Origin of the sequence: Nonomuraea sp. NPDC052265 (assembly GCF_044547985.1) — a bacterium.
GTDB lineage: Bacteria > Actinomycetota > Actinomycetes > Streptosporangiales > Streptosporangiaceae > Nonomuraea.
On record NZ_JBIUBJ010000017.1, the window covers coordinates 47,087 to 72,090 of the forward strand.

At 69.5% G+C, this 25,004-nt stretch carries 25 protein-coding genes and 1 riboswitch; of the genes, 15 read left to right on the forward strand and 10 right to left on the reverse strand.

What is annotated here, in order from left to right; all coding sequences use genetic code 11:
• Window positions 1–29: 29 nt before the first annotated feature.
• A complete protein-coding gene (locus tag ACIHAD_RS36225; protein ID WP_397359230.1) occupies window positions 30–959 on the reverse strand; it encodes an NADP-dependent oxidoreductase in 930 nt (309 codons plus the stop codon).
• 80 nt (window positions 960–1,039) lie between these two features.
• Here ACIHAD_RS36225 and ACIHAD_RS36230 point away from each other — a divergent pair, with 80 nt between their 5' ends.
• Window positions 1,040–1,438 (forward strand): winged helix-turn-helix transcriptional regulator, encoded by a 399-nt coding sequence (locus ACIHAD_RS36230; protein WP_397359231.1) that lies wholly within the window; start codon window positions 1,040–1,042, stop codon window positions 1,436–1,438.
• Here ACIHAD_RS36230 and ACIHAD_RS36235 read toward each other — a convergent pair.
• Window positions 1,428–2,624 carry a cytochrome P450 gene (locus tag ACIHAD_RS36235; RefSeq protein ID WP_397359232.1) on the reverse strand — a complete coding sequence of 399 codons (1,197 nt, stop codon included), beginning with the start codon at window positions 2,622–2,624 and terminating at the stop codon, window positions 1,428–1,430. The genes ACIHAD_RS36230 and ACIHAD_RS36235 overlap by 11 nt on opposite strands.
• Window positions 2,625–2,809: 185 nt before the next feature.
• Here ACIHAD_RS36235 and ACIHAD_RS36240 point away from each other — a divergent pair, with 185 nt between their 5' ends.
• On the forward strand, window positions 2,810–3,022 hold the full coding sequence (locus ACIHAD_RS36240) for a LuxR C-terminal-related transcriptional regulator (protein WP_132597751.1): 213 nt from the start codon (window positions 2,810–2,812) through the stop codon (window positions 3,020–3,022).
• Between the two features lie 28 nt (window positions 3,023–3,050).
• Here the strand turns inward: ACIHAD_RS36240 and ACIHAD_RS36245 are convergent, their stop codons facing one another.
• Window positions 3,051–4,094 (reverse strand): NlpC/P60 family protein, encoded by a 1,044-nt coding sequence (locus ACIHAD_RS36245; protein WP_397359233.1) that lies wholly within the window; start codon window positions 4,092–4,094, stop codon window positions 3,051–3,053.
• Window positions 4,095–4,100: 6 nt separating this feature from the next.
• Window positions 4,101–4,252: riboswitch (cyclic di-AMP (ydaO/yuaA leader) on the reverse strand.
• Window positions 4,253–4,539: 287 nt separating this feature from the next.
• Here ACIHAD_RS36245 and ACIHAD_RS36250 point away from each other — a divergent pair.
• The 6 genes from ACIHAD_RS36250 to ACIHAD_RS36275 all read left to right on the forward strand — a co-directional run bounded on the left by ACIHAD_RS36250 (window position 4,540) and on the right by ACIHAD_RS36275 (window position 13,348).
• Window positions 4,540–5,109, forward strand: a complete 570-nt coding sequence (locus ACIHAD_RS36250; protein WP_397359234.1) for an amino-acid N-acetyltransferase — start codon at window positions 4,540–4,542, stop codon at window positions 5,107–5,109.
• 85 nt (window positions 5,110–5,194) lie between these two features.
• Window positions 5,195–6,865, forward strand: coding sequence for an RDD family protein (locus ACIHAD_RS36255; RefSeq protein WP_397359235.1), 1,671 nt, complete (start codon window positions 5,195–5,197; stop codon window positions 6,863–6,865).
• Between the two features lie 105 nt (window positions 6,866–6,970).
• Window positions 6,971–7,459, forward strand: a complete 489-nt coding sequence (locus tag ACIHAD_RS36260) for an RDD family protein (protein ID WP_397359236.1) — start codon at window positions 6,971–6,973, stop codon at window positions 7,457–7,459.
• Between the two features lie 516 nt (window positions 7,460–7,975).
• On the forward strand, window positions 7,976–8,308 hold the full coding sequence (locus ACIHAD_RS36265) for an Lsr2 family protein (protein ID WP_125641669.1): 333 nt from the start codon (window positions 7,976–7,978) through the stop codon (window positions 8,306–8,308).
• 1,052 nt (window positions 8,309–9,360) lie between these two features.
• On the forward strand, window positions 9,361–11,862 hold the full coding sequence (locus tag ACIHAD_RS36270) for an ATP-dependent Clp protease ATP-binding subunit (RefSeq protein ID WP_397359237.1): 2,502 nt from the start codon (window positions 9,361–9,363) through the stop codon (window positions 11,860–11,862).
• A 547-nt stretch (window positions 11,863–12,409) separates the two neighbouring features.
• On the forward strand, window positions 12,410–13,348 hold the full coding sequence (locus tag ACIHAD_RS36275; RefSeq protein ID WP_397359238.1) for a sugar phosphate isomerase/epimerase family protein: 939 nt from the start codon (window positions 12,410–12,412) through the stop codon (window positions 13,346–13,348).
• 19 nt (window positions 13,349–13,367) lie between these two features.
• Here ACIHAD_RS36275 and ACIHAD_RS36280 read toward each other — a convergent pair whose 3' ends face one another.
• Window positions 13,368–13,838: a MarR family winged helix-turn-helix transcriptional regulator gene (locus ACIHAD_RS36280; RefSeq protein ID WP_397359239.1), complete on the reverse strand. Its 471-nt coding sequence runs from the start codon at window positions 13,836–13,838 to the stop codon at window positions 13,368–13,370.
• Between the two features lie 59 nt (window positions 13,839–13,897).
• On the opposite strand from ACIHAD_RS36280, the gene ACIHAD_RS36285 reads away from it, so the two are divergent.
• Together ACIHAD_RS36285 and ACIHAD_RS36290 are read left to right on the forward strand one after the other, a co-directional pair.
• Window positions 13,898–14,272 carry a cupin domain-containing protein gene (locus ACIHAD_RS36285; RefSeq protein ID WP_397359240.1) on the forward strand — a complete coding sequence of 125 codons (375 nt, stop codon included), beginning with the start codon at window positions 13,898–13,900 and terminating at the stop codon, window positions 14,270–14,272.
• Between the two features lie 55 nt (window positions 14,273–14,327).
• Window positions 14,328–14,744, forward strand: coding sequence for a cupin domain-containing protein (locus ACIHAD_RS36290; RefSeq protein ID WP_397359241.1), 417 nt, complete (start codon window positions 14,328–14,330; stop codon window positions 14,742–14,744).
• 7 nt (window positions 14,745–14,751) lie between these two features.
• On the opposite strand, the gene ACIHAD_RS36295 is transcribed toward ACIHAD_RS36290, so the two are convergent.
• On the reverse strand, window positions 14,752–15,627 hold the full coding sequence (locus ACIHAD_RS36295; RefSeq protein WP_397359242.1) for an A/G-specific adenine glycosylase: 876 nt from the start codon (window positions 15,625–15,627) through the stop codon (window positions 14,752–14,754).
• A 78-nt stretch (window positions 15,628–15,705) separates the two neighbouring features.
• Here ACIHAD_RS36295 and ACIHAD_RS36300 point away from each other — a divergent pair, with 78 nt between their 5' ends.
• Window positions 15,706–16,377 (forward strand): hypothetical protein, encoded by a 672-nt coding sequence (locus tag ACIHAD_RS36300; RefSeq protein WP_397359243.1) that lies wholly within the window; start codon window positions 15,706–15,708, stop codon window positions 16,375–16,377.
• Between the two features lie 14 nt (window positions 16,378–16,391).
• On the opposite strand, the gene disA is transcribed toward ACIHAD_RS36300, so the two are convergent.
• The 5 genes from disA to ACIHAD_RS36325 form a co-directional block, all read right to left on the reverse strand.
• A complete protein-coding gene (gene disA / locus ACIHAD_RS36305; RefSeq protein WP_397359244.1) occupies window positions 16,392–17,468 on the reverse strand; it encodes a DNA integrity scanning diadenylate cyclase DisA in 1,077 nt (358 codons plus the stop codon).
• Between the two features lie 40 nt (window positions 17,469–17,508).
• Window positions 17,509–18,915, reverse strand: a complete 1,407-nt coding sequence (gene radA / locus ACIHAD_RS36310) for a DNA repair protein RadA (RefSeq protein ID WP_397359245.1) — start codon at window positions 18,913–18,915, stop codon at window positions 17,509–17,511.
• 37 nt (window positions 18,916–18,952) lie between these two features.
• Window positions 18,953–19,261: a thioredoxin gene (gene trxA, locus ACIHAD_RS36315; protein WP_397359246.1), complete on the reverse strand. Its 309-nt coding sequence runs from the start codon at window positions 19,259–19,261 to the stop codon at window positions 18,953–18,955.
• The gene (locus tag ACIHAD_RS36320) at window positions 19,258–19,632 is read right to left on the reverse strand and encodes a MerR family transcriptional regulator (RefSeq protein ID WP_397359247.1); all 375 of its coding nucleotides are present in this window, start codon (window positions 19,630–19,632) and stop codon (window positions 19,258–19,260) included. The genes trxA and ACIHAD_RS36320 overlap by 4 nt, the downstream gene beginning before the upstream one ends.
• Before the next feature lie 135 nt (window positions 19,633–19,767).
• Entirely contained in the window at window positions 19,768–20,466 is a 699-nt protein-coding gene (locus ACIHAD_RS36325) for a class I SAM-dependent methyltransferase (protein ID WP_397359248.1), read from the reverse strand.
• Window positions 20,467–20,581: 115 nt separating this feature from the next.
• Here ACIHAD_RS36325 and ACIHAD_RS36330 point away from each other — a divergent pair, with 115 nt between their 5' ends.
• The 4 genes from ACIHAD_RS36330 (at window position 20,582) to ACIHAD_RS36345 (ending at window position 25,003) form a co-directional block, all read left to right on the forward strand.
• Window positions 20,582–21,391 carry a sugar phosphate isomerase/epimerase family protein gene (locus ACIHAD_RS36330; protein ID WP_397359249.1) on the forward strand — a complete coding sequence of 270 codons (810 nt, stop codon included), beginning with the start codon at window positions 20,582–20,584 and terminating at the stop codon, window positions 21,389–21,391.
• Window positions 21,388–22,176: a class I SAM-dependent methyltransferase gene (locus ACIHAD_RS36335; RefSeq protein ID WP_397359250.1), complete on the forward strand. Its 789-nt coding sequence runs from the start codon at window positions 21,388–21,390 to the stop codon at window positions 22,174–22,176. Before ACIHAD_RS36330 ends, ACIHAD_RS36335 begins: the two co-directional genes overlap by 4 nt.
• 16 nt (window positions 22,177–22,192) lie before the next feature.
• Window positions 22,193–22,777: a TetR family transcriptional regulator gene (locus ACIHAD_RS36340; protein WP_397359251.1), complete on the forward strand. Its 585-nt coding sequence runs from the start codon at window positions 22,193–22,195 to the stop codon at window positions 22,775–22,777.
• 126 nt (window positions 22,778–22,903) lie between these two features.
• A complete protein-coding gene (locus ACIHAD_RS36345) occupies window positions 22,904–25,003 on the forward strand; it encodes a (Fe-S)-binding protein (protein ID WP_397359252.1) in 2,100 nt (699 codons plus the stop codon).
• The last annotated feature ends 1 nt before the right edge of the window (window position 25,004 follow it).

The window sequence follows — 25,004 nt, forward strand, 5'->3', positions numbered from 1 at the left end:
GCCGATGCGCGGGGCGCCGGGCCGGGCGGTCAGGGCACCAGCACGAGGCGCCCGCGCAGCCCGCCCTCCGCCAGGCGGGCGTGGGCGTCGGCGGCCTTCTCCAGCGGGTACGTCCCGGCCACCCGCAACGTCAGCCGTCCGGCCTCGACCAGGCGTACCAGCTCCGCGAGTTGCCCGGCGTCCGAGCGGAAGAGGACGGTGGCCACGTCCGTCCCGCGCAGCGCCACCGGCGCGGCCCCCGACGTGAGCGCCACGAAGGTCCCGCCGTCCCGTACGGCGTCGAGCGCGGGCAGGCCCAGCACGGCCGCGTCCACGACGGCGTCCACGCCACCGGGGACCCGTGCCCGTACGGCCTCGGCCAGGTCCTCCTCGCGGGGGACGAACCATTCCGCCCCGAAGCCGCGTACCAGCTCCTCGTCCGCGGCGCCGGCGGCGGCCACCACCCTGACCCCGCGTACGGCGGCCAGCTCGACCAGGTAGCCGCCGACGGCCCCCGCCGCCCCCGTGACCAGCAGCGTGCCGCCCGGGCCGACGCCGGCACGGTAGAGCGCCTGCCAGGCGGTGAGCCCGTTCAGCGGCAGCGTGGAGGCGTGCACGGGGCTCACGTTCCGCGGGGCGCGGGCCACCGCCGGGGCGTCCAGCACGACGTACTCGGCCTGCGCCTTGTACGGCAGCTCCAGCCGCGCGCTGAGCCCCACGACCTGCTCTCCCACGGTGAAGGAGGTCCCGGGGCCCACCTGGTCCACGGTCCCCGCCGCGTCGAAGCCGATCCCGTACGAGTCCAGCTTCCTGGCCAGCCCGTACGAGGCCAGGGCCCCGGCCGCCACGGCCAGGTCGAAGGGGTTGACCCCGGCCGCCGCCACCTTGACCCGTACCTGGCCGGGCCCCGCCTCGGGCAACGGCGCGGACACCAGCAGGGGAGCGCCGGAGCCGCCGATGAGTGCGCGCATGTTCGTCATGCCCTCGACCCTAGGAAGAGCTACTCTCTTTCAGTAAGTAGGCACCTGGAAGTGCGTAAGGTTCGGCGAGGAGTGACACGATGGCGACCACGACGGCGGCGCAGCGGCGCGACCAGGCCAGGCTGGCCTTCGACGCCTACTTCGCCGAATGCCCCTCCCGCAAGCTGCTCGACCGGCTCAGCGACAAATGGGTCACGCTGGTGCTCAGCGCGCTGGCCCGCGGCGAGCGCCGCTACAGCGACCTGGCCAGGCACATCGCGGGGGTCAGCCAGAAGATGCTCACCCAGACCCTGCGCGGCCTGGAGCGCGACGGCCTGGTGGCGCGCCGGGTCACGCCGCAGGTGCCGGTGCGGGTCGACTACACGCTCACCCCGCTGGGCGAGAGCCTGATGCCGCTGGTGGCCGCCATCAAGACCTGGGCCGAGGAGAACATCGAGGACGTCGAGGCCGCCAGGGAACGCTACGACGCTACCGCCTGAGCCGCACCGGCAGCCGGGCCAGCCCGCGCAGCACCACGTTCTCCTTGTACGGAGGCTCCGGATCGGCGGCCTCCATCTTCGGCGCCGCCGCGGCCAGCGCGGACAGCGCGATCTCGCCCTCCATCCTGGCCAGCGTCGCCCCCAGGCAGAAGTGCAGGCCGAGCCCGAAGGCGAGATGCCGGCCGGGCTCGCGGCCGGGGTCGAACCGGTCGGGATCGGCGAACGCGGCCGGATCGCGATTGGCCGCGCCGATGGGCACGAGCACGGCCGAGCCGGCGGGCACCGGCGTCCCGCCCAGCTCCCTGTCCTCCAGCGCGAACCTGGAGGTGAGCTGGACCGGCGGATCGAAGCGCAGCACCTCCTCGACCACCTCCCTCGGCCGCTCGGCGGCTCGGTGCAGCAGGTCGTGCCGCAGCAGATTCAGCACGCCGTTGGCGATGAGGTTGACGGTGGTCTCGTGCCCGGCCACGAGCAGCAGCACGCAGGTCGCCAGCAGTTCGGCCTCGGTCAGCTCCTCGACGTGCGCGAGGGCGCTCAGGAGGTCCTCGCCGGGACGGTCGCGCCGCAGGGCGATCAGGCGGCGGAAGTAGTCGCGGAACTCGTTCCTGGAACGCTCCGTTTCCGACATGAGGGCATCTGTCAGCATCGGGTCAAGTCCGCGGGCAAGGGCCTCGCTCCATCCGCGGAAGCGCTCGTGGTCCTCCGGGGGCACCCCGAGCATCTCGCTGATCACCATCACCGGCAGCGGGTGGGCGAAGCCGGAAATCAGCTCCGCCTCCTCCGGCAGCCGCGCGACCAGTCCGGCGGTGATCTCCTCGACCCGCGGCCTGAGCCGTTCCACCATGCGCGGCGTGAACGCGCGGCTGACGAGGCCACGCAACCGGGTGTGATCGGGCGGGTCCATGAGCAGGAACGACCTGCCGGGCTGACCTGCCTCTTCCGCCACGGGTGCGGACGTTCCGTGACCGAACCCCGGGTCGCGCAGCACTGCCGCGCACAGCTCGTACGTGGTCACGACGAGCAGCCCGCCGCGCGTTCTGAAGATCGGCCCGGCCGCCCGCAGCTCGCGATATCGGACGTACGGATCGCGCACAAATTGCGGATCCGAGGGATCAAAACCCAGCAGGTCGGTGGCGCTCATCGGCGGCGGGACCGGGCCGCCGAATTGATCGTTTGGACCGTTCATAGCGGGTCATGGCGTGCCGACATATGCGGAGTACGTCACATATAAGTGATCATGTCAATAGCACTGGTCAAGGGCGCCGATTGTCATGCTTGACGACCTTTCCACGATGCGTTTACCTTCACCGAGACGAGCGGCTTTGCTTCGACTGAAAGGTCCAAGTTCTGCTGTTGGGGGGAGGGCTCCCGGTGGATGTGCTCACTGAAGGCGTTGAGCTGAGCCACGCGGATTTGGCGTTACTGGCTGAGCTGGCCAGAGGAGTGACCGTCGACCGGGTCGGCAGACGGCTGGATATCAGCGGACGGACCGTGCGCCGGAGACTGCGAGGCATCTGCGACCGCATAGGCGTGGCCACGGCGATCGAGGCCGTGGCCTGGGCGGCGCGCCGCCAGCTCATCTAGCGGCGCGCGGTCCGAAGTGGTTCGCCGATCAGTCCGCGATGCGCACGCCGCCGGCGAACGGCCGCCTGTCGATCGAGGCGATCCGCACGACGTCGCCCGTCTGCGGGGCGTGGACCATCATGCCGCCGCCGATGTAGATGCCGACGTGGTGCAGGTCGCTGTAGAAGAAGACCAGGTCGCCGGGGCGGAGCTCGTCGCGGTCGACGTGCGTGCCGGCCGTCCACTGGTCGCCGGTGTAGTGGGGGAGCGAGATGCCCACGCGCTGGTAGGCGGCCATCACCAGGCCGGAGCAGTCGTAGGAGCGCGGCCCTTCCGCGCCCCACACGTACGGCTTGAGCTGCTGGGTGAGGGCCCACTTGGCGGCCTGGGCGGCCTTGCCGTCGCCGATGACCGGCAGGTTGACGCGTACGGCGCGGGTGCCGGGCCGGCCGGCCTCGCCGACGGCCCGCCGGTAGAGGTTGCTCTCGACCTTGGTGACCAGCTTGGTGATCTTCGAGCGCCTGCCCTCCAGATCGCTGACGAGCTTCTGGACCTCGGCGATGCGGGTCTTGGCGCCGGCCCTGGCCCGCTCGGCGGCCTCCATGGCCTTGGCGAGCTGGTTGACCTCCTCGCCCTGCTGCTGTTCGAGCGCGTACGTGGTCGCGGCCCGGTCGAGGAAGGTCTCGGGGTCGTCGGACTGGGCGAAGACCAGGGCCTTGTCCAGGCCGCCGGTGATGTAGGCGTTCTGGGCCAGCAACGTGGCCCTGGCGCGCTTGGCGGCCAGGTCGGACTCGCTGGTGGCCAGGATCTTCTGGGCGGCGTCGTTGGCCTTCTGCGCGGCCTTCAGCCGTTCGCGCTGCCCGTTGTACTCCTCGGTCAGCGTCTCGATCTCTTCGTGCATCTTCTCGACCTGGTCGGCCAGGTCGGAGAGCGACGGTTTCGGGTCGGCGGCGGCGGAACCGACGGGGACGGCGAACAGGATCGCGGCGACGGCGGCGCCGATGACGCCGAGGCGCCGTGAGCGCCCGGCCTGTTCCCGGGGGCGGGCGTGCCTGCCTCCCGACTTCCCTCCGCGGTCGAGCGTCCGCTTCACCAACCAAGCTCCTCTCATCGACGCCGGCCGGGTTAGCTGACGGGTTCGGGCCGGAGCAGCCCTACCGAGATGATCGGATTCACCCCGAGTGGTGGCGCGAGGTGCTCGCCACCGGTGGTTCCCCGGCTTCCCTCGCGGGAATTGGGCGTGTCTTTCCGCGCGCATTACGCGGAGAACATCGTCGCTGGACACTAATGCACTCCGGGTTCACGCTCAACCGGAACTGCCGAGTCTGTAGAGGTTTCACAACTGAAGGGTCACAAGGTGATCTCGTGGGTAGCCGTACGGAAGCGGGCTTCTGCACCTTTTGTCCAGCATTTGGGGGGCTGAGGGCTGGAGGAAGGCTCCAAGTCAGTGCGTGTTCATCTGACCACGGCATGTGATGAGATGCCCGAGACGTGGGATTTAGGGCTGAGCCGTAATGAGATCTGTACCCTGGAGAGCCATGGAGCAGGTGGCCGAAGTGGCAGTCCCCGAGACCGCGGTCGTGGTCAGGCGTGCCCGCACGCCCGACGTGCGCGCGATCAGGCGTCTCGTGGACACCTACGCGGGCGCGGGGCCGCGGCTCCTGGAGAAGGCCACGGTCACGCTGTACGAGGACGTCCAGGAGTTCTGGGTGGCCGAGCGGAGCGGGGAGGTCGTCGGCTGCGGCGCGCTCCACGTGCTCTGGGAGGACCTCGCCGAGGTCCGTACGGTGGCGGTCGATCCCGCGTGCCGGGGAACGGGGGTCGGGCATCGGATCGTCTCGGCACTCGTCCGGCAGGCGAAGGATCTGGGGCTGCGGCGTGTATTCTGTCTGACTTTTGAGGTCGACTTCTTCGCGAGGCACGGTTTCCGCCCCATCCAGGGCACACCGGTCTCACCCGAGGTCTACGCCGAGTTGCTGGCCTCGTACGACGAGGGTGTGGCGGAGTTCCTTGATCTGGAGCACGTCAAACCGAACACCCTTGGCAACACCCGCATGCTGCTGCATCTGACATCGGGTGACGCGGACCTTGACCACTTGGAAAGGTGATTGTTGATACCTATGTCGATACGTTGGGCAGCACAGGCATGTGTCCTGACACGTGCCACATGCGCACTCGAAGCGAGGTGACACGGTGAGCACCGGACAGCCGCCGTATCCACAGGACGAATCCGGCGAGAACCCCGAGTACGGGCAGCACCAGGGCCGTCGCCCCGGTGAACCCGACCCGGACGTGACTGTGGTCGGCTACCGGGCGGACGACGCCTACGGCCAGCCCCCATATGGCCAGCAGCAGCAACAGGGCTATGGCCAGCAACCCCAATATGGTCAGCAACCGCAGCAGTACGGTCAGCAGCAGGGCTCCGGCCAGCAGCCCCAGTACGGCCAGCAGCAGGGATATGGCCAGCAGCAGGGCTACGGCCAGCAGCAGGGCTACGGCCAGCAGCCGCAGTCCTCGGGCCAGCAGTACACCCAGCCCGGCTACGGCCAGGAGGCCCAGTACGGCCAGCAGGCCGCCACGGGCCAGCAGGGCTACGGCCAGCAGCCGCAGTCCTCCGGCCAGCAGTCCTCCGCCCAGCAGGGCTACGGACAGCAGGGCTACGGCCAGGAAGCGCAGTACGGTCAGCAGGGCTACGGCCAGCAGCCCGCCTCGGGCCAGCAGGGTTACGGCCAGCAGCCGCAGTCCTCGGGCCAGCAGTACGCCCAGCCCGGTTACGGTCAGGAGGCCCAGCCCGGCTACGGCCAGGAGGCCCAGTACGGTCAGCAGGCCGCCTCGGGGCAGCAGGGCTACGGCCAGCAGCCCCAGTACGGCCAGCAGCCCCAGTCGCTGCCCGACTACAGCCAGCAGTCGCAACCCGACTACGGTCAGCAGTCGCAACCCGGCTACGGCCAGCAGCAGGGCTACGGCCAGGAGGCCCAGTACGGTCAGCAGGCCGCCTCGGGCCAGCAGGGTTACGGCCAGCAGCCGCAGTCATCGGGCCAGCAGTACGCCCAGCCCGGTTACGGCCAGGAGGCCCAGCCCGGCTACGGCCAGGAGGCCCAGCCCGGCTACGGCCAGGAAGCCCAGTACGGTCAGCAGGCCGCAGCGGGGCAGCAGGGCTACGGCCAGCAGCCCCAGTACGGTCAGCAGCCGGGCTACGGCCAGCAGCAGTACGGCGACCAGCAGGGTTACGGCCAGCAGCAGTACGGCGACCAGCAGCAGTACGGCCAGGCATACGGCCAGCAGCAGCAGTCGCAGCCCTACGGCCAGCCCGGCTACGGCCAGCCCTACGGTCAGCCCGTCGGCGTGCAGCCCCCGGGCGCTCCGGCCCCCCTGGCGGAGTGGTGGCAGCGTCTGGTCGCGAGGATCATCGACGGCGTCATCCTCGGGATCGTGAACTTCGTGATCGGCCTGATCCTGGGCCTGTTCGCGATCGGTTACGACTCGGCGACCGGCTCGACCTCCGGCTTCCTGTCGGGCTTCGTCATCGCCATCCTGTCGACGATCGTCACGACCGCCATCTGGGTGGTCTACGAGTTCTTCATGACCAAGGCCAACGGCCAGACGGTCGGCAAGCTGGTCATGGGGATCAAGGTCGTCCCGGTGGGCCAGGCCATGCCTCCGGGCGGGCTCGCGACCGACATGGCGATCAAGCGCGCCGGCGTCACCTGGGGTGGCTACATCCTCAGCATCATCCCGATCCTGGGTGCGCTGCTCGGCTGGGTGTGCGTCGCGGTCAACGGCGCCTCGCAGCTGTGGGACAAGCCGCTGCAGCAGACGTTCGCGGACAAGTTCGCGGGCACGGTGGTCGTGAAGATCAAGTAATCCCGCGTCAGCGTAAAACAGGGGCCGGCTTCCCGCCGGCCTCTGTTTTGTGTGTGCGGGGCGTACCAAAATGGGGGTACGACCGCCGACCGCGTGAGGTGGGATATGGCCGGGACACCGTCGCGGGCGGGCACCGTGCCCGCGGAATGGTGGGAACGCCTCGCCGCCCGCTTCATTGAGGCGCTGGTCTTCGGGGTCTTCTATTACATTCTGTTCATCGCGCTGTGGGGCATCTTCCGAACTGTCGGGATGTTGGAGGCGTTCGGCGGGCGGCTCCCGGGGCTCTTCGCGTGGTTCCTGGCCGGCCTGTGTTATACGGCCTATGACTGGCGGGCCCATTGCCTGCGCCGGCGGACCTTCGGTCAGGCGATCATGAGGATTCGCCTGGCGCCGGACGACCTGCCGCGCCGGGCCCTGCTGAAACGGGCTCTGGTCTATCCCGGGCCTGTCATGCTGATGGGCATTCCGGTGGTCAATCTGCTGGCCGGAATGCTGCTGTTCGGCGTCGGTCTGCTCATCCTGATCGACAAGCCGTTGGAGCGCGGGCCGCATGACAGGCTGGCCGGAACGCGGGTGGTAAAAGATCTTCGTTGAGGCATCCGCACCTGGGAAGATGCCTTTTCGCAAAATTTTCCCTTGATCCGGTAAGGAGCCTGGAGAGACTGGCATTAGGCTATGGGGCGTCCGGGTTGCCGGATGTCGGTGCCCCTGCTCCCTGAGGGCGACTGTGTGTGGCTATGGTCGGTTCCGGGTGAGTTGTCACCTAGGCGTCATGAGCGTCCGGCGTGCTCCCGCAGGTCGCGCCGGGATGCGCATTAAGCGCCCCCGAAACCCTGCTAGCCCTGGAGGCGAGGACGAATGGAAGCCGTAACAGACGTATTGTCAGCGCTCATCCCCCCGGTCGTGGTCGGCGGTGCCTTCATCTTTGGCGCGGTGAAGTTGCTGCGATCCGAGGCCGCCGGACGTCGGTCAAACCACCAGGATCGGGCCGAGAACCAGAACTGATCTGCCGGTCAGCCGAATCCCCGTAGCGCTGAATTGTCTCCGCGCCTTTCCGGGTATATGTTTGGGCGAGCGAATGAAACAATGCTCCGGGAAAGGATTGCGTAGATGGCCAAGCAGATCCAGGAGATTCTCATCGATGACCTCGATGGGGGCGAGGCCAATGAGACGGTCAGCTTCGCTATTGACGGCTCCTCCTATGAGATTGACCTCAGCGACGTTAACGCCAAGAAGCTGAGGGACGCACTCACGCCTTTCGTGCAGCACGCCCGCAGGGCAGGAGCCGTGTCCGCCCGTCGCCGTGGTCGCGGCGGCAACCGTGCGATGAGCCGCGAGAAGAGCTCGGAGATCCGGCAGTGGGCCAAGGCTCACGGCCTGCCGGTCAGCGAGCGCGGCCGGATCGCCTCCACCGTCGTGGAGAAGTACGAAGCGGCTCACTGAGCCTCGTCGAGAGAGCCATCTCCTGACCATGCGCTTATGCCGTTCGCCTAGGACCCCGGCGAGCGCCATAAGCGCATGATCGTTTTTGTGGGGAGTTCGCGAATCTCCCCGTCCATTGTTGATCTTCTAAATCGCCCAAATGTGGGCGTATTGCTCTCTCTTGGGTCGCCGTGGAAGGCGTCTTGTGGGAGAGCGGAACGTTCCGGGCTTTGCGGCGGCGTCCGTGTCATTTTCCGGGCGCCCGGCCGGGCCGCGTCTTCGTCGTCACCTACGGCGGGACCGGGCCAATGTCGTCACCCGCCGCAATGATCCCGTTCCCGGCTCCTGCGGCGTACGCGCAAAGCCGTGACGCTCCGCCACACAAACCGGTCTCCCGGCCCTTCTGGTACGCCCGTACCCTGCTCTCTTCCGTTCCGCCTTCTTACGGGCATCTGCGGGGTTCTCCGAGCTTCTGCGCGGTTCTCGGGGGGAGGAGTCGCGGACGACCGCAAAACGTGGTCGTGCGGCTGGTGGGGCTCGATGGAAATCCGGCGGCCTCTCCCATGTGCCGCCCATTGTCCCGTCGCGGGACCCTGTGGCGGCGGCGGATCGGTAACCCGGCTGACCCGATGGGGAATACGCGCGGCATGCGTTCCGTGCCGAGTTGTGCTCAGGGCGTAGCGTCCGCGCTTGGACTCGGTTTGGCGCAGGACATACGATGATTACGTAACAGCTACGGGCGCGGGCATCCGCGATGCATGGGCGGGCGGGCACCCAAGGCCGGCTTCGCCCCAGCGTCCGATGGCCGATCCGTGTTGGTCCGCCCTGGGCCGCGGGCGTCGAATTCCAGGCGCTTCCGGGAAGCGCCTAAACATCGTTCGCTTGCGGCGTATCGGGAACACGTCACCCCCGAACAGTAGTTGGATAGAGGGTGAACGCCCTGCTCTCGGGGAACGTCTCTGCTATAGAGCGTGTCAGCGGCAGTGGGCACGGTTCGCCGAGCCAGGGCTAGCATGCGGGATGACGGGACCGGATTTACCGGCCTGACTGACCGCTCTGTGAGGAGCGACGAGATGTTCGAGAGGTTCACCGACCGAGCGAGGCGTGTTGTCGTCTTGGCCCAAGAAGAGGCCAGGATGCTCAACCACAACTACATCGGCACTGAGCACATTCTTCTTGGTTTGATCCATGAAGGTGAGGGCGTAGCCGCCAAGGCTCTGGAGAGCCTCGGCATCAGCCTTGAGGGTGTGCGCCAGCAGGTCGAGGAGATCATCGGCCAGGGCCAGTCGGCTCCGTCGGGGCACATTCCGTTCACCCCGCGGGCCAAGAAGGTCCTCGAGCTGTCGCTCCGTGAGGCTTTGCAACTGGGCCACAACTACATCGGCACCGAGCACATCCTGCTCGGGCTCATCCGCGAGGGTGAGGGTGTGGCCGCCCAGGTGCTGGTCAAGCTTGGAGCTGATCTCAACCGTGTCCGGCAGCAGGTCATCCAGTTGCTCCACGGTTACCAGGGCAAGGAGCCGGCCGCCGCGGGCGGTCCCCAGGAGTCGGCGCCGTCCACGTCCCTGGTGCTCGACCAGTTCGGCCGTAACCTGACCCAGGCGGCCCGCGAGGGCAAGCTCGACCCGGTCATCGGCCGTGAGAAGGAGATCGAGCGGGTCATGCAGGTCCTCTCCCGGAGGACCAAGAACAACCCGGTGCTGATCGGCGAGCCCGGCGTCGGCAAGACCGCCGTCGTCGAGGGCCTGTCGCAGAAGATCGTCAGGGGCGAGGTGCCCGAGACGCTGAAGGACAAGCAGCTCTACACGCTTGACCTCGGCGCCCTGGTCGCCGGCTCCCGCTACCGCGGTGACTTCGAGGAGCGCCTGAAGAAGGTGCTCAAGGAGATCCGCACGCGCGGCGACATCATCCTGTTCATCGACGAGCTGCACACGCTCGTCGGCGCGGGCGCCGCCGAGGGCGCGATCGACGCCGCCAGCATCCTCAAGCCGATGCTGGCCCGTGGCGAGCTGCAGACGATCGGCGCCACCACCCTCGACGAGTACCGCAAGTACCTGGAGAAGGACGCCGCGCTGGAGCGCCGCTTCCAGCCGATCCAGGTGGCCGAGCCCTCTCTCAGCCACACGATCGAGATCCTCAAGGGCCTGCGCGACCGCTACGAGGCCCACCACCGCGTGTCCATCACCGACGACGCCCTGGTGGCCGCCGCGCAGCTGGCCGACCGCTACATCAGCGACCGCTACCTGCCCGACAAGGCGATCGACCTCATCGACGAGGCCGGTTCCCGGATGCGCATCCGCCGGATGACCGCTCCGCCGGACCTGCGCGAGTACGACGAGAAGATCGCCAACGTCCGTCGCGACAAGGAGTCCGCGATCGACGCGCAGGACTTCGAGAAGGCCGCTGCGCTCCGCGACCAGGAGAAGCAGCTCCAGCTCAAGCGCGAGCGCCGGGAGAAGGAGTGGAAGGCCGGCGACATGGACGTCGTGGCCGAGGTCACCCAGGAGCTCATCGCCGAGGTCCTGGCCACCGCCACCGGCATCCCGGTCTTCAAGCTGACCGAGGAGGAGTCCCAGCGCCTGCTGCGCATGGAGGACGAGCTCCACAAGCGGATCATCGGCCAGGACGACGCCATCAAGGGTCTGTCGCGGTCCATCCGGCGTACCCGCGCCGGTCTGAAGGACCCGCGCCGTCCCGGTGGCTCGTTCATCTTCGCGGGCCCGTCCGGTGTCGGTAAGACCGAGCTGTCCAAGGCTCTGGCGGAGTTCCTCTTCGGTGACGAAGACGCTCTGATCAGCCTGGACATGTCGGAGTTCATGGAGAAGCACACCGTCTCCAGGCTGTTCGGCTCGCCTCCCGGCTACGTCGGCTACGAGGAGGGCGGCCAGCTCACCGAGAAGGTGCGGCGCAAGCCGTTCTCCGTGGTCCTGTTCGACGAGATCGAGAAGGCCCACCCCGACATCTTCAACTCGCTGCTGCAGATCCTGGAAGACGGTCGCCTGACCGACGCCCAGGGCCGCGTGGTCGACTTCAAGAACACGGTCATCATCATGACCACCAACCTCGGCACCCGTGACATCTCCAAGGGCATCGGGGTCGGGTTCGCGAAGTCCAACGACACCGAGTCCAACTACGAGCGGATGAAGGCGAAGGTCCAGGAGGAGCTCAAGCAGCACTTCCGGCCCGAGTTCCTCAACCGTGTCGACGACATCGTGGTCTTCCACCAGCTGACGCCGAACGAGATCATCAAGATCGTCGATCTGATGCTCGCCCAGGTGGACTCCAGGCTGAAGGACCGCGACATGGGGCTCGACGTCTCGCCCGAGGCCAAGCAGCTGCTGGCCGACCGCGGTTACGACCCGGTCATGGGCGCGCGGCCGCTGCGCCGTACGATCCAGCGCGAGCTGGAGGACTCCCTGTCCGAGAAGATCCTCTACGGCGAGCTCCGTCCGGGGCAGGTCGTGAAGGTGACGATCGAGGGCGAGGGCGACAACGCCACGTTCGTCTTCAAGGGCGAGTCCGTCACGGCGGTCCCGGACTCGGCGGCGGCGATCGCCGCGCCGATCCAGCACTGATCGATCCACCACCGAAAACCCCCGCCCCGGCGGGGGTTTTCGCATGTCCAGGCCCCGCGCCGTACCTCTCAGGCGCTCATTCCGCACGGCGGGGCCGGATGAACCAGACGCCGTACCCGGCTGAGGGCTTCCAGGGAGACGGGATCCGAGCCCGCACATGGCCGGCCACCGTCACGCCGCACGTATCCCGGCTTCGTGGCCCCCCTGACCGCCGCTGAGGGCCGCCGAGCCCCCGTCCCGCGCGCGGCTCGGCGGCCGTTGGGACGCCGGGACCTGCCGTCCTGGGTGGGGATGGGGGTTGTTGCGTAATTGTTGGATGGTTGGGTACGCCGCCACCGGGAGTAGTACTACACTGCGTAGAGCATCGCCAAGTCTCATCCAAGTGATCCGCAAGAGCCTGTTCCTAGAGTCAGGGCTGCTCCCTGGGGAGTAGCAAGGAATCAACTCAGGGCGGACGCGTGCGTCACCCGGAAGCAGGCATGCTCACACAGGGTTCGCGCGTCTGAGGCGGGCGACGGGAACACTCAAGCAAGCCGTGGAGGAACCGATGCGCCTGCGTCACAACGACGGAACGCTCGTTCACCTCGCCTACAACGCAGGCATCCATCCTGCCGAGGACCTGGAGAACCTGATCGCCCACCTGACCCGCTACGCGGTGCCGGTGCGCAAGAGGCTGGGCGTGGAGCGGATGGGCATCGGGCTGTGGCTGTCGCCCGGCGTCGCCGATCACCTCACGGCCGACCGCATCGAGCTCGTACGGCTGCGCCGCTCCCTGGAGGAGCGCGGCCTGGAGGTCGTCAGCCTGAACGGCACCGGCGGCCGCAACCAGGAGGTCCCCGGCCCCGACTGGGCCAAGCCCGAGCGCTACCGCTACACCATGGCGCTGGCCAAGATCCTGGCGTTCCTGCTGCCCGACGACGTACGGTTCGGCAGCATCTCGACGATCCCGATCGGCTGGCGCCGAGACTGGCCCGCCGACCTGCACGCCATCGCCACGCGCCGCCTGGAGCGGCTGGCTCGCGAGCTGCGCGGCATCTACAGCGTGACCGGCAAGACCATCAGGGTCGGGTTCGAGCCGTGGCCGGGGTGCGTCCTGGAGACGACCGAGCAGGCGCTGGAGCGGGTGGGCGGCATCGACTCCGAGCACCTGGGCGTGTGCCTGGACGCCTGTCACCTCGCCTGCGGGGCCGAGGAGCCCGGCGCGGCGCTGAAGGGCCTGGCGAAGGCCGGCGCGCCCGTCGTCAAGCTGGGCCACGTGCACAACCACACGGGCGAGACGCCGAGCACCGGCGCGGTGCTGCACGACACGCTGACGGCGATGTTGTCGGGCGCGGTCAGCGGGAGCGCGCACATCGAGGTCGAGACGCACAACCTGTTCGTGCCGGGGCGCGCGAAGGGGCCGGGCGCGCTGGTGTCGCTGCTGGCCGAGGAGCTGGCCTGGGCCCGTACGAACCTCACCAGCCTCGGCCTGCAACTGGCCGCCTGACCCCCGCCGCCCGACCCTCTCAGAGGCCGGCGAACCAGCCTGGCGTGTCCAGGCGCCACACGTTCGCCGGCGTCATCCTGCGCAGGTCCGACTCCAGGGCCCGCAGGCGGTCCTCGCCCAGCTCGGCGGCCCATCGGGCGCGCAGGTCGTCGAAGATCCGGGCTGAGCGGTCGAGCGCGTCCATGCCGTGGGGCGTGAGGCGCACGATCTTGCGCCGGGTGTCGAAGTCGTCCCTGGTGCGCTCGACGTAGCCGACGCGTTCCAGGGTCTCGATCGTCTTGCCCGCGGCCTGCTTGGAGACGCCCAGCGTACGGCCCAGTTCGACGGCGGTCGTGCCGCGAGGGCCGATCGCCTGCATGACGAACCCATGGGTCGGGCGGATGTCCGGATGGCCCTGGCGGGCCAGCTCGGCGTGCAGCTCGTCGATGAGCGTACGGAAGGCGAGCAGAAGTCGTAGAGGCAGTTCGAAGCCTGGGGTGTCGCTTGACACGATAGACAACCTGGTTAACTATATAGACAACGTAGTTACCTATCTTAAGGGGTTCGAACGTGTCTGTCATTCGTGACGCGGATTCCCGGCGCTCCGAGACGCCGGGCGGGGTCATGACCACCTTCGCCTCGCCGACGCAGGGCGGGGCCTCGCGCTCGCTCTGGCGGGTCGACGCGAAGCCGGGCGCCCAAGGGCCCCTGCACGACTTCGACAGCGAGCAGGTGTGGAGCTGGCTCTCCGGCGGGGCCACCGTCGAGCTGGGCGACGAGCGGTTCACGGTGGGCGCGGGCGACACCGTCGTCATGCCCCCCAATGTCGCGCGCAGGGTGCTGGCCGACGCGGACGCCGGTTACACGGCCGTAGTCACCGCCGCCGCCGGCGCCAGGGCCTTCGCCGGCGGCACCGACGTCGGCACCCCGCCGTGGATCGCGTGACCACCACCAGAACGGGCGCGGAGCCGTGCCCGGCCGAGAACAAGGAGTTCGTGTGATGCCTGTTGTGATGTCCGCCGACGCCCGTGAAGTCCGTACGCCCAACGGCCTGATGACCACGCTCGCCTCGCCCACCCAGGGCCGGGCCGGGCAGGCCATGTGGCGGGTGGACGCCGACCCCGGCATGGAGGGCCCGGTGCACGCCGCCGACGGCGAGCTGGTGTGGACCTGGCTGGAGGGCGGCGCGGTCGTCGAGCTGGGCGGCGAGCGGTTCGAGGTGGGGCCGGGCGACACCATGGTCCTGCCGGCCGACGTGAGCCGGCAGATGTTCGCCGACCCCGAGCGCGGGTTCGTCTCGATCGTGGTCGCGCCCGCGGGGGTCGAGGTCTACAACCCCAGCGGCGAGTCCGCGCCCGACGCCTGTGACCTGGCCCCCAAGGGCACGGACCGCACCGTGCCCCCGTGGATGGCCTAGCGGGCGCTCAGCCGTGCGGCAGGCGGTACGTGCCGTCGTCGAGCACCTCGGCCAGGCCGTCGCTCACCAGGCCGTCCAGGGCGCGTTCGCGCTGGGCCGCGTCGTCCCACACCACGTCGAGTGCCGCCTTCGGCACCGGGCCGTGGGCCTCGCGGAGCACCGCGAGCAGGCGGCCCCGGCACTGGCGGTCGGTGCCGGCGTACGTCTGGCCCTTGCGGGCGGGGCCGGTGTGGGGTGGTCTGCCCGCCAGCCGCCACGCGCACAGGTCGGCGATCGGGCAGTCGGCGCAGCGCGGCGCGCGGGCCGTGCAGACCAGCGCGCCCAGCTCCATCACGGCCACACCCCAGCGGGCCGCGCCCAGCTCGGGCAGCAGCGACTCGGCCAGCCGCCGCTCGGCCGCGGAGGTGGCCGTGGGAGGGTACTCCTCGGCGCGTACGGCCCGCGCGAACACCCGGCGCACGTTGGTGTCCAGGACGGCGTGCCGGCCGCCGTACGCGAAGCTGGCGACCGCGGCGGCGGTGTACTCCCCGATGCCCGGCAGGGCCAGCAGGGTCGCGTGGTCGTCGGGCACCTCCCCGCCGTGCTCGTCGGCGATGGCACGGGCGCAGGCGTGCAGGCGCAGCGCCCGGCGCGGATAACCGAGCCTGCCCCAATGCCGTACGGCCTCGCCCGGCGGCTCGGCGGCCAGCGACTTGGGCGTGGGCCAGCGGGCCATCCACTCCAGCCACACCGGCAGGACGCGGACGACGGGGGTCTGCTGGAGCATGATCTCGCTGACCAGCACCCCCCACGGGGTCGCGTCGTCGGCGCGCCAGGGGAGGTCTCGGGCGTTGTCCTCGTACCACTCCAGAACGGGGGCGTGCAGGAGGTTCGGCTCAACCACGCGGTCAAGCGTATTCGTAGAACGGCTCGTTCGGCGTGTCGTCACTGTTGGTAGCCGATCAATTACCATGCTGTGCCTATGGATCCGGATTCGATGGGTGGCGACGGCGGTGACGTCTACTGGCGACGTCGCATGAGCGTGCTGGTGGCCGTGCTCGTCGTGGTGGCCGTGGTGGCGTGGGCGTGCTCCAGCGGGGGCTCCGGGCCGGAACGATCGTCCAGCGCGCAGAGCTCACCGAGCGCCACGCCCGCCACCGATCCGCTGCTCGCGGGCCTGCGTACGCTCGCCATGGGGACGGCCAGCCCCTCGCCCACCCCGGCGCCCAAGGAGAGCCCGGCCGCCAAGCCCAGGCGCCCGGGGGAGCCGTGCCCGCAGGACAGCCTGGTGCTGAGCCTCCAGGGCGGCAAGGAGCCGATCTACACGGGCGCGTCGCGGCCGAGCTTCATCGTCACGCTGGTCAACACCGGGCCGGTGATGTGCACGGCCGACGTCGGGCCGCGGGCCATGGAGATCCGCATCACCTCGGGCGCCGACCGCATCTGGTCCACCGCCGACTGCGTCAGCGGGCTGGGCACCGAGGTCAGGGAGCTGCAGCGCGGGGTTCCTTACGTGCAGACCCTGGAGTGGGACCGGCGCCGGTCGAGCGCCGACTGCCGCTCGACCCCGGCCTCCGCCCTGCCCGGCACGTACGTGGCCACCGCCCGCATGGGCGCGCTCCGCAGTGGCAAGGGCGTCTTCCACCTGCGGTGACGGACGCGCCCGGCTCAGACGTAGCGTTCGAGGATCGAGGACTCCGCGAGGCGCGACAGGCCCTCGCGGACGCTGCGGGCGCGCGACTCGCCGACGCCGCCCACCTCCTGCAGGTCGTCGATGCTGGCCGCCAGCAGCTTCTGCAGGCCGCCGAAGTGGTTGACCAGGCGGTCGACCACCGTGGCGGGCAGCCGGGGCACCTTGGCCAGCAGACGGAAGCCGCGCGGGCTCACCGGGCTGTCGAGCCGCTCGGCCCCGCCGTGGCCCAGCACGTGCGCCACGGCCGAGAGGTCGAGCAGCTCGCCGCCCGACAGGTGGTCGAGGTCGTGGAGGGCCTCGACCAGGCGCTTCTGGCGGCGGCCCGCGGGGGCCGGCAGGTAGTCGCGCACGACCAGCTCACGCTCGGAGTCGACGCCCGCCACCAGCTCGTCGAGCTGCAACGACAGCAGCCGCCCGTCGGTGCCGAGCTCGACCACGTAGCCCTTGATCTCGTCGGAGATGCGCCGGACCATCTCCAGGCGCTGGGCCACCGCCGACACGTCGCGCACGGTGACGAGGTCTTCGATCTCCAGCGCCGAGAGGGTGCCGGAGACCTCGTCGAGCCGGTGCTTGTAGCGCTCAAGGGTGGCCAGGGCCTGGTTGGCCTTGGACAGGATGGCCGCCGACTCCTCCAGCACGTAGCGGATGCCGTCGAGGTAGAGGGCGATGATCCGCATGGACTTGCTGATCGCGATGATGGGCAGGCCCGTCTGCCTGGCCACGCGCTGGGCGGTGCGGTGGCGGGTGCCCGACTCGTCGGTGGGGATCGCGGGGTCGGGGACGAGGTGCACGGCCGCGCGCACGATCTTCTGGTCGTTGCTGACCACGATCGCGCCGTCCATCTTGGCCAGCTCGCGCAGGCGGGTGGCCGAGAACTCGACGTCGAGCTCGAAGCCGCCGCTGCAGACCTCTTCGACGGTCCGGTTGTGGCCGAGCACGATCAGCCCGCCGGTCTGCCCGCGCAGGATGCGCTCCAGGCCGTCGCGCAGCGGAGTGCCCGGCGCCACAGCGGCCAAAGCGTCGCGACGGCGGTCGTCAAGACTCCTGTCCACCTGACCCCCGTGTCGATTGGTCACGCCCAGCTTAGCCGTGCTATGTGACGTGCGTGAGTGCGTCCCAGACGTTCTCGGCCTGGACGACCTCGAACCCGGGGGCGAACGCGACGGGCCCCACGGGCACCAGGGCCCGCTGTCCGTTGCGTTTCCCGGCGCCCGTTTCGAGAGATCCGGCGGGCACCAGCGCCCGCTTGAACCCCAGCCTGGACGCCTCCGTCAGCCGCCTGCGCACGTCTTTGACCGGCCGCAGCTCGCCCGCCAGGCCCACCTCGCCGAGCGCCACCAGGCCGGCCGGCAGCGGCTTGTCGCCCGCGGCGCTCGCGACGGCGAGCATCACCGCCAGGTCGACGGCGGGATCGGCCAGCTTGATGCCGCCCACGGTGGCGGTGAACACGTCGCAGCCGCCGAGCCGGGCGTTGAGCCGGCGCTCCAGCACGGCGAGGATCATCTGGACCCGGTAGGTGTCGAGCCCGGAGGACGTGCGCCGCGGCTGCTGGGCCTCGGTGCGGGCCACGAGCGCCTGCACCTCGGCGGGCAGCGGGCGGGTGCCCTCGACGGTGACGGTGACGCAGGTGCCGGCGACCGGCTCGCTGCGCCGCGAGACGAACAGCCCGCTAGGGTCGGTGATGCCCTCGATGCCGCGCTCGTGCAGGTCGAAGCAGCCGATCTCGTCGGTGGGGCCGAACCTGTTCTTGATCGCGCGGACCATGCGCAGCCTGGAGTGGCGGTCGCCCTCGAAGTTGAGCACGACGTCGACCAGGTGCTCAAGGGTGCGGGGGCCGGCGATCGAGCCGTCTTTGGTGACGTGGCCGACGAGGACCGTGGCGAGGTTGCGCTCCTTGGCCATGCGCACCAGGTTGGCGGCCACCTCGCGCACCTGGGTCACGCCGCCCGGCACGCCCGTGGCCTGGGCCGAGCCGACCGTCTGGACCGAGTCGACCACCAGCAGCCCGGGCTCGACCTTGTCGACGTGGGTGATCAGCGCCGACAGCTCGGTCTCGGCGGCGAGGTAGAGATTGTCCTGGATGGCACCGATACGGTCGGCCCGCAGGCGCACCTGGGCCGCCGACTCCTCGCCCGTCACGTAGAGCACGGTGGTGCGCTCGGCGATGCGGGCCGCGGCCTCCAGCAGCAGCGTGGACTTGCCGATGCCGGGCTCGCCGGCCAGCAGCACCACCGCGCCGGGCACCAGGCCGCCGCCGAGCACCCGGTCGAGCTCGCTCACCCCGGTCGTGCGGGCCGCGGCCACCTCGGCCTTGACCTGGCCGATGGGCAGCGCGGGCCCGGTGGTCGCGCCGCCCTGGACGACGCTGACCCCGGCGCGCGCGCCCTCCTCGTCGACAGTGCCCCAGGCCTGGCACTCGCCGCACCTGCCGACCCACTTGCCCGTGCGCCAGCCGCACTCGGCACAGCGGTAACCGGGCTTCTGCGCTGTCTTGGCCATGTCGAGCAGGCTAGCGGCCCGCGCCGACAATCCTCGACTACCGCGTGAGGCCCAGTTCCTGGACCAGCAGGCGCTTGGGCCGCGCGCCGACGATCTGCCTGACCGGCTCGCCGTTCTCGAACAGCAGCAGCGTGGGCAGGCCCATCACGCCGTAGCGGGACATGATCTCGGGGTGCTCGTCGGTGTTGAGCTTGCCGATGGCCAGGCCGTGCTCGGCCTCGATCTCGTCCAGGACGGGGGCCACCATGCGGCACGGCGGGCACCACTCGGCCCAGAAGTCGACCAGCACCGGCTTGTCGCTCCTGAGCACCTGCTCCTCGAAGTTGTCGGTGGTCAACGTGATCATTGGTCTCCCCTAACGAAACAGCCTGGACACGACTGGGCGAGCTGGGCGGCGACCTCGGCGCGGCGGCCGAGCAGCACGCGGATCTCCTCGTCGATCTGCATGATCTTGCGCTGGTAGACCTCGACGGAATCCCGGCACGAACCGCCCGAGCTGTGGCCCGAGCGCAGGCAGTCGACGAACGGCCGGGTGTCCTCCAAGGTGAAGCCGACCGAGAGCAGCGACCGGATCTCGGACACCAGCTTGATGTCCTCCTCGGCGTACTCGCGGTAGCCGTTGGGGCCGCGTCTGGCCGAGAGCAGGCCGTGCTGCTCGTAGTAGCGGAGTGAGCGGGTGCTCACTCCGGTGCGTTCCGCCAGCTCCCCGATGCGCATGCCTCCACGGTAAACGTTGACACCGACGTCAATGTCAAGCCTGCGAGGGAGTGCCGTCGCCTGGAGGAGCGACCAGAGCGGGGGAAGGCGGCGGCGTATGGCGACCGAGCCGCCGAACGGAGTGAGGCCATGAACTCAGAAGTAGCGCCAGCGCAGCACGTTCGGGTAGAAGATCTCCAGGCCGGGGGTCTCGGCGATGGCCTGTTCGGCCACGTCGGGGGCGAACTCGATGCGCAGCACGGCCTCCAGGTCGGCCCGGCGCCCGAAGGACATCGTGAGGTCGAGCGTCCGCCGCTGCCAGCCCTGGCGGTCCCAGAACGCCTCCACCTCGCGCGCCGAGTACGCCGGCACCGTACGGGAGAACCAGCGGCCGAACGAGCCGCGGGTGGCGTCGAGGTCGATGACGAAGGCCGCGCCGCCGCGGCGTACGACGCGGGACAGCTCGCGCAGGCCGGGCTCGCAGCCGGGGCCGAAGAAGTAGGCCCAGCGGGCCATGGCCACGTCGACGCTCGCGTCGGGGAGCGGGAGGTCCTGGGCGGTGGCGGCGTACACCGAGACGTCGGGCAGGTTCGCGCAGCGGCGGCGGGCCAGCCCGGCCAGGTCACCGTGGGGCTCGACGCCGATCACGGCGGCCGCGTCGGCGGCCAGGACGGGCAGGTGGAAGCCGGTGCCGCAGCCGATGTCGAGCACGGTCGCGCCGGCCCAGGGGCGCAGCTCGCGCATCGCGGCGTCGGCCGCGCCCTGGGGGTCCACGGCGCGGTTCTCCAGCTCGTAGACCTGGGGGGCGTTCCAGATGTTCGGGCTCGGGATCGCGCCTCTGGCTATCCGTGGCATGGCCCCAACCGTAGTGGGGTGCGGGGGAGCGCCTTTGGGGTGGGATGGGGGGTTGGGTAGGGCTATCTGGTGGGGCTCACGCGCCAGAGGCGCTTCTCCGGCTTAGGCTGGCAACGTGGCTGATGTCATCCGCGTGCCCAATGCGAAGATCGCATTGTCCACCGCTTCGGTATATCCAGAACGCACTCCCGACGCGTTCGAACTGGCCGCGCGCCTGGGCTACGACGGTGTCGAGATCATGGTCGGCGCCGATCCGGTGAGCCAGGACATCGACGTGATCGAGCGGCTGTCGGAGCACTACCAGGTGCCCGTCCTGGCGATCCACGCGCCCTGCCTGCTCGTGACGCAGCGGGTGTGGGGCAGAGATCCCTGGGCCAAGCTGGTCCGGGCGCAGAAGGCCGCGGAGCGCCTCGGCGCCTCGACCGTCGTGGTGCACCCGCCGTTCCGCTGGCAGCGCGAGTACGCCCGCGACTTCGAGAACGGCCTGGCCCGCATGCGTGACGAGACCGACGTCGCGTTCGCGGTCGAGAACATGTTCCCGCTGCGCGCCAGGGGCAACGACGTGGTGCCGTACTCGCCCGACTGGAACCCGATCGACTACGACTTCCCGCAGGTCACCCTCGACCTGTCGCACACCGCCGTGTCCGGCTCCGACGCCATGGAGATGGCCACCAAGCTCGGCGACCGGCTCGCCCACCTCCACCTGGCCGACGGCATGGGCGTGACGAACAAGGACGAGCACCTGGTCCCCGGCAGGGGCAACCAGCCGTGCGCCCAGATGCTGGAACGCCTGGCGACCTCCGGCTACGGCGGCCTGGTCGTCCTGGAGATCAACACCCGCAAGGCGGCCAGCCGCACCGAGCGCGTCGACGACCTGGCCGAGGCGCTGGCCTTCGCCCGGCTGCACCTGGCGGCGTCCCGATGAACGTGGGGCCGACCAGGAACGTGGGGCCGACCAGAGATCTCGCCCGGGTCTTCGACAGCGTGGCCGACGCCTACGACGCGGGCCGCCCGACCTATCCCGACGAGATGTACCGCGCGCTCACCGAGGTGACCGGGGTCGAGCTCGACGGCGCCACCACGGTCGACGTGGGCGCGGGCACGGGCATTCTGACGCACGCGCTGCGGGCCCGCGGCTCCCAGGTGATCGCGGTCGATCCGGGCGCGGAGATGCTGGCCCGGCTGGTCTCGCGGATCGACGGCGAGCCGCCGGCCGTCGCCGCGGTGATCGCCGACGGCAACGCGCTGCCGCTGGCCGACGGGGTGGCCGACCTGGTGACGTACGCCCAGTCGTGGCACTGGCTCGACCCCGTCGTCTCGATCGCCGAGGCCAGGCGGGTGCTGCGGCCCGGCGGCGCGATCGTGGGCTGCTGGAACCTCCACCACGCGGCGCAGGCCGAGTGGCTGGCCGCCTACGAGGCGCGGCTGGCCGAGGCGGTGCCCACGTACTGGGGGCCGGCGGTCGAGGAGTGGTCGGTGCCGCCCATCGCCGCGGCCTTCGAGGTGGTCGAGGAGCGCTGGATCCCGTGGACGAGGCTGATCGGCATCGAGGACTTCCTGCTCGACCTGCGGTCCCACTCGTACATGGCGGCGCTTTCGCCGGAGGCGGCCGACGAGCTGGTCGCGCGGCAGCGCGGGGAGCTCAAGAAGGACTTCCCCGAGGGCGTGCTGTCGGTGCCGATGCGGGTGTACCTGGCGGTGGGCCGGTGAGCGGCGGGGCGCGGCCATGAGCAACGTACGACGGCGGCCCGGACGCAGGCCCGGGTCCGCCGACACGCGCGGCGAGATCCTGACGGCGGCGCGGCGGGTGTTCGCCGAGAAGGGCTTCGACAAGGCCACGGTCCGAGGGATCGCGCGGGAGGCCAAGGTCGACCCGGCTCTGGTGCATCACTACTTCGAGACCAAGGAGGGCATGTTCGCGGCGGCCATGCAGCTGCCGATCACCCCCGACGAGGTCATCCCGATGCTGCTGGACGGCCCGCGCGAGGAGATCGGCGAGCGGCTGGTGCGGATGATCCTCGGCGTGACCGCCGAGCCGGAGACCCGCGAGCCGATGATCGCCCTGATGCGCTCGGCGCTGACGAACGAGCAGGCGGCGGCGATGTTCCGCGAGTTCATCACGAACGCGCTGCTCTTCCAGGTGGCCGACCGCCTTGGTGTCCCGCACCTACGGATCGAGGCGGCTTTTGGCCAGATGTACGGCGTGATCATGGGCCGCTACGTGATCAAATTGGAGCCGCTGGCCAGCGCGGACCCGGAAGAGCTGGTCGAGCTGATCGCGCCGACCGTCCAGAGGTACTTCACGGCGTAGAGCATTGTTCTGTACAGGGCACTGACCATAGGGTATAGGTGTCGTCCCAGGAAGTTACTGGCCGGTAAGATTCCTGGAAACACGTGTCCGTATGCTGGCAGCCATCGTCGTCTGTGGGAGGACCCCGTGCTCTGGGTAGCGATCATCGGGCTGGTCATGACCGTCCTGGCGGTGGCCGTCGCCGGCCGCAGGGTGTTGTTCCTGTTCAAGCTGGCGACCTCCGGCCCACCGGCGCCCGAACGCGTCGAGTATGCCAAGGAACACGCCGCCGACGAGCTCAAGGCCCAGCTCGTCGAGGTCTTCGGCCAGAAGAAGCTGCTGAAGTGGACGCCTTCGGGCGTCGCCCACTTCTTCGTCATGTGGGCGTTCTTCATCCTGCTGACCGTCTACATCGAGGCGTACGGCGCGATCATCCAGGGCGCGATCACCGGTGAGCCCGACTTCCACATCCCACTCATCGGGACCTGGGGCGTGCTCGGCTTCCTCCAGGACTTCATCGCGGTCGCGTGTCTGCTGGGCCTGGTCGCCTTCGCGATCATCCGGGTCAAGAACTCGCCCAAGACGCTGGGCCGCAAGTCGCGCTTCTCCGGCTCGCACCTCGGCGGCGCGTGGCTCGTCCTGTTCATGATCTTCAACATCATCTGGACGCTGTTCCTGGCCCGCGGCGCCTCGGCGGCCAACGGCAACTTCCCCTACTCCTCCGGCGCGTTCGTCTCCCTGGCGCTCGGCGACGTGCTGCCGGCCGGCCCGCTGCTGGAGGAGATCGCGCTGCTCCTGCACATCGGCTTCATGCTGGTGTTCCTGGTCATCGTGGTGAACTCCAAGCACCTGCACATCTTCACCGCGCCGCTCAACGTGCTCTTCTCCCGGCGTCCCGACGGCCTCGGCGCCGCGTCCGAGCTGCGGGTCGACGGCAAGCTCGTCGACTTCGAGGACGAGGAGCTCGACGCCGAGCGCCTGGGCCGCGGCAAGATCGGCGACACCACCTGGAAGGGCTTCCTCGACTTCTACTCCTGCACCGAGTGCGGCCGCTGCCAGTCGCAGTGTCCGGCCTGGAACACCGACAAGCCGCTCTCGCCGAAGATGCTCATCCTCGACCAGCGCGACCACGCCTTCAAGGTGGCCCCGTACCTGATGGCGGCGAGCAACGAGCACGCCGACACCGACGTGCTCGCGCTGCTGGAGAAGCCGCTCGTCGGCGAGGACGGCGTCATCCACCCCGACGTGCTGTGGTCGTGCACCAACTGCGGCGCCTGCGTCGAGCAGTGCCCGGTGGACATCGAGCACATCGACCACATCCTCGACATGCGCCGCTACCAGGTCATGGTGGAGTCGTCGTTCCCGTCCGAGGCGGGGGTGATGGTGAAGAACCTGGAGAACAAGGGCAACCCGTGGGGCATGTCCGAGATGAAGCGGGCCGACTGGATCGAGGAGCTCGACTTCGAGGTCGAGCTGGTCGACGACAAGATGCCCGAGGACGCCGAGTACCTGTTCTGGGTGGGCTGCGCGGGCGCCCTTGAGGACCGCGCCAAGAAGACCACCAAGGCGGTCGCCGAGCTGCTGCACATCGCGGGCGTGAAGTTCGCGGTGCTCGGCCCGATGGAGGCGTGCACCGGCGACCCGGCCCGCCGCCTGGGCATGGAGTACCTGTTCAACATGCTCGCCCAGCAGAACATCGAGACGCTCAACGAGGCCGGCGTCAAGAAGATCGTCGCGACCTGCCCCCACTGCTTCAACACGCTGGCCAACGAGTACCCGCAGCTCGGCGGCACCTACGAGGTCGTGCACCACACGCAGCTGCTGTCGAAGCTGGTGGACGAGGGCCTGCTCACCCCGGTCACGCCCATCGAGGAGAAGATCACCTACCACGACCCGTGCTTCCTCGGCCGCCACAACAAGGTCTACTCCCAGCCCCGCGACATCATGTCGAAGGTGCCCGGTGTGCAGACCCAGGAGATGCACCGCCACAAGGACCGCGGCTTCTGCTGCGGCGCGGGTGGCGCGCGCATGTGGATGGAGGAGCGCATCGGCAAGCGCATCAACACCGAGCGGGTCGACGAGGCGCTGACCACGAATCCCGACACCGTCTCGACCGCGTGCCCGTTCTGCATGGTGATGCTCGGTGACGCGATCAACGAGAAGAAGAACAACGGCGAGGCCAAGGAATCGCTGGAAGTCGTGGACGTCGCGCAGCTCTTGATCAAATCTGTCAAGGGCGCTTCCTGAC

Excerpts from the sequence above, each read along its gene's own strand:
- ACIHAD_RS36250 (WP_397359234.1), top strand. The coding sequence starts at position 4,540 with ATGGAGCAGGTGGCCGAAGTGGCAGTCCCCGAGACCGCGGTCGTGGTC.
- ACIHAD_RS36235 (WP_397359232.1), bottom strand. The coding sequence starts at position 2,624 with ATGAACGGTCCAAACGATCAATTCGGCGGCCCGGTCCCGCCGCCGATG.
- ACIHAD_RS36230 (WP_397359231.1), top strand. The coding sequence starts at position 1,040 with ATGGCGACCACGACGGCGGCGCAGCGGCGCGACCAGGCCAGGCTGGCC.
- ACIHAD_RS36320 (WP_397359247.1), bottom strand. The coding sequence starts at position 19,632 with ATGCGCATCGGGGAGCTGGCGGAACGCACCGGAGTGAGCACCCGCTCA.
- ACIHAD_RS36270 (WP_397359237.1), top strand. The coding sequence starts at position 9,361 with ATGTTCGAGAGGTTCACCGACCGAGCGAGGCGTGTTGTCGTCTTGGCC.
- ACIHAD_RS36325 (WP_397359248.1), bottom strand. The coding sequence starts at position 20,466 with ATGCCACGGATAGCCAGAGGCGCGATCCCGAGCCCGAACATCTGGAAC.
- ACIHAD_RS36340 (WP_397359251.1), top strand. The coding sequence starts at position 22,193 with ATGAGCAACGTACGACGGCGGCCCGGACGCAGGCCCGGGTCCGCCGAC.
- ACIHAD_RS36290 (WP_397359241.1), top strand. The coding sequence starts at position 14,328 with ATGCCTGTTGTGATGTCCGCCGACGCCCGTGAAGTCCGTACGCCCAAC.
- radA (WP_397359245.1), bottom strand. The coding sequence starts at position 18,915 with ATGGCCAAGACAGCGCAGAAGCCCGGTTACCGCTGTGCCGAGTGCGGC.
- ACIHAD_RS36225 (WP_397359230.1), bottom strand. The coding sequence starts at position 959 with ATGACGAACATGCGCGCACTCATCGGCGGCTCCGGCGCTCCCCTGCTG.
- trxA (WP_397359246.1), bottom strand. The coding sequence starts at position 19,261 with ATGATCACGTTGACCACCGACAACTTCGAGGAGCAGGTGCTCAGGAGC.
- ACIHAD_RS36275 (WP_397359238.1), top strand. The coding sequence starts at position 12,410 with ATGCGCCTGCGTCACAACGACGGAACGCTCGTTCACCTCGCCTACAAC.
- ACIHAD_RS36265 (WP_125641669.1), top strand. The coding sequence starts at position 7,976 with ATGGCCAAGCAGATCCAGGAGATTCTCATCGATGACCTCGATGGGGGC.
- ACIHAD_RS36300 (WP_397359243.1), top strand. The coding sequence starts at position 15,706 with ATGGATCCGGATTCGATGGGTGGCGACGGCGGTGACGTCTACTGGCGA.
- ACIHAD_RS36260 (WP_397359236.1), top strand. The coding sequence starts at position 6,971 with ATGGCCGGGACACCGTCGCGGGCGGGCACCGTGCCCGCGGAATGGTGG.
- ACIHAD_RS36335 (WP_397359250.1), top strand. The coding sequence starts at position 21,388 with ATGAACGTGGGGCCGACCAGGAACGTGGGGCCGACCAGAGATCTCGCC.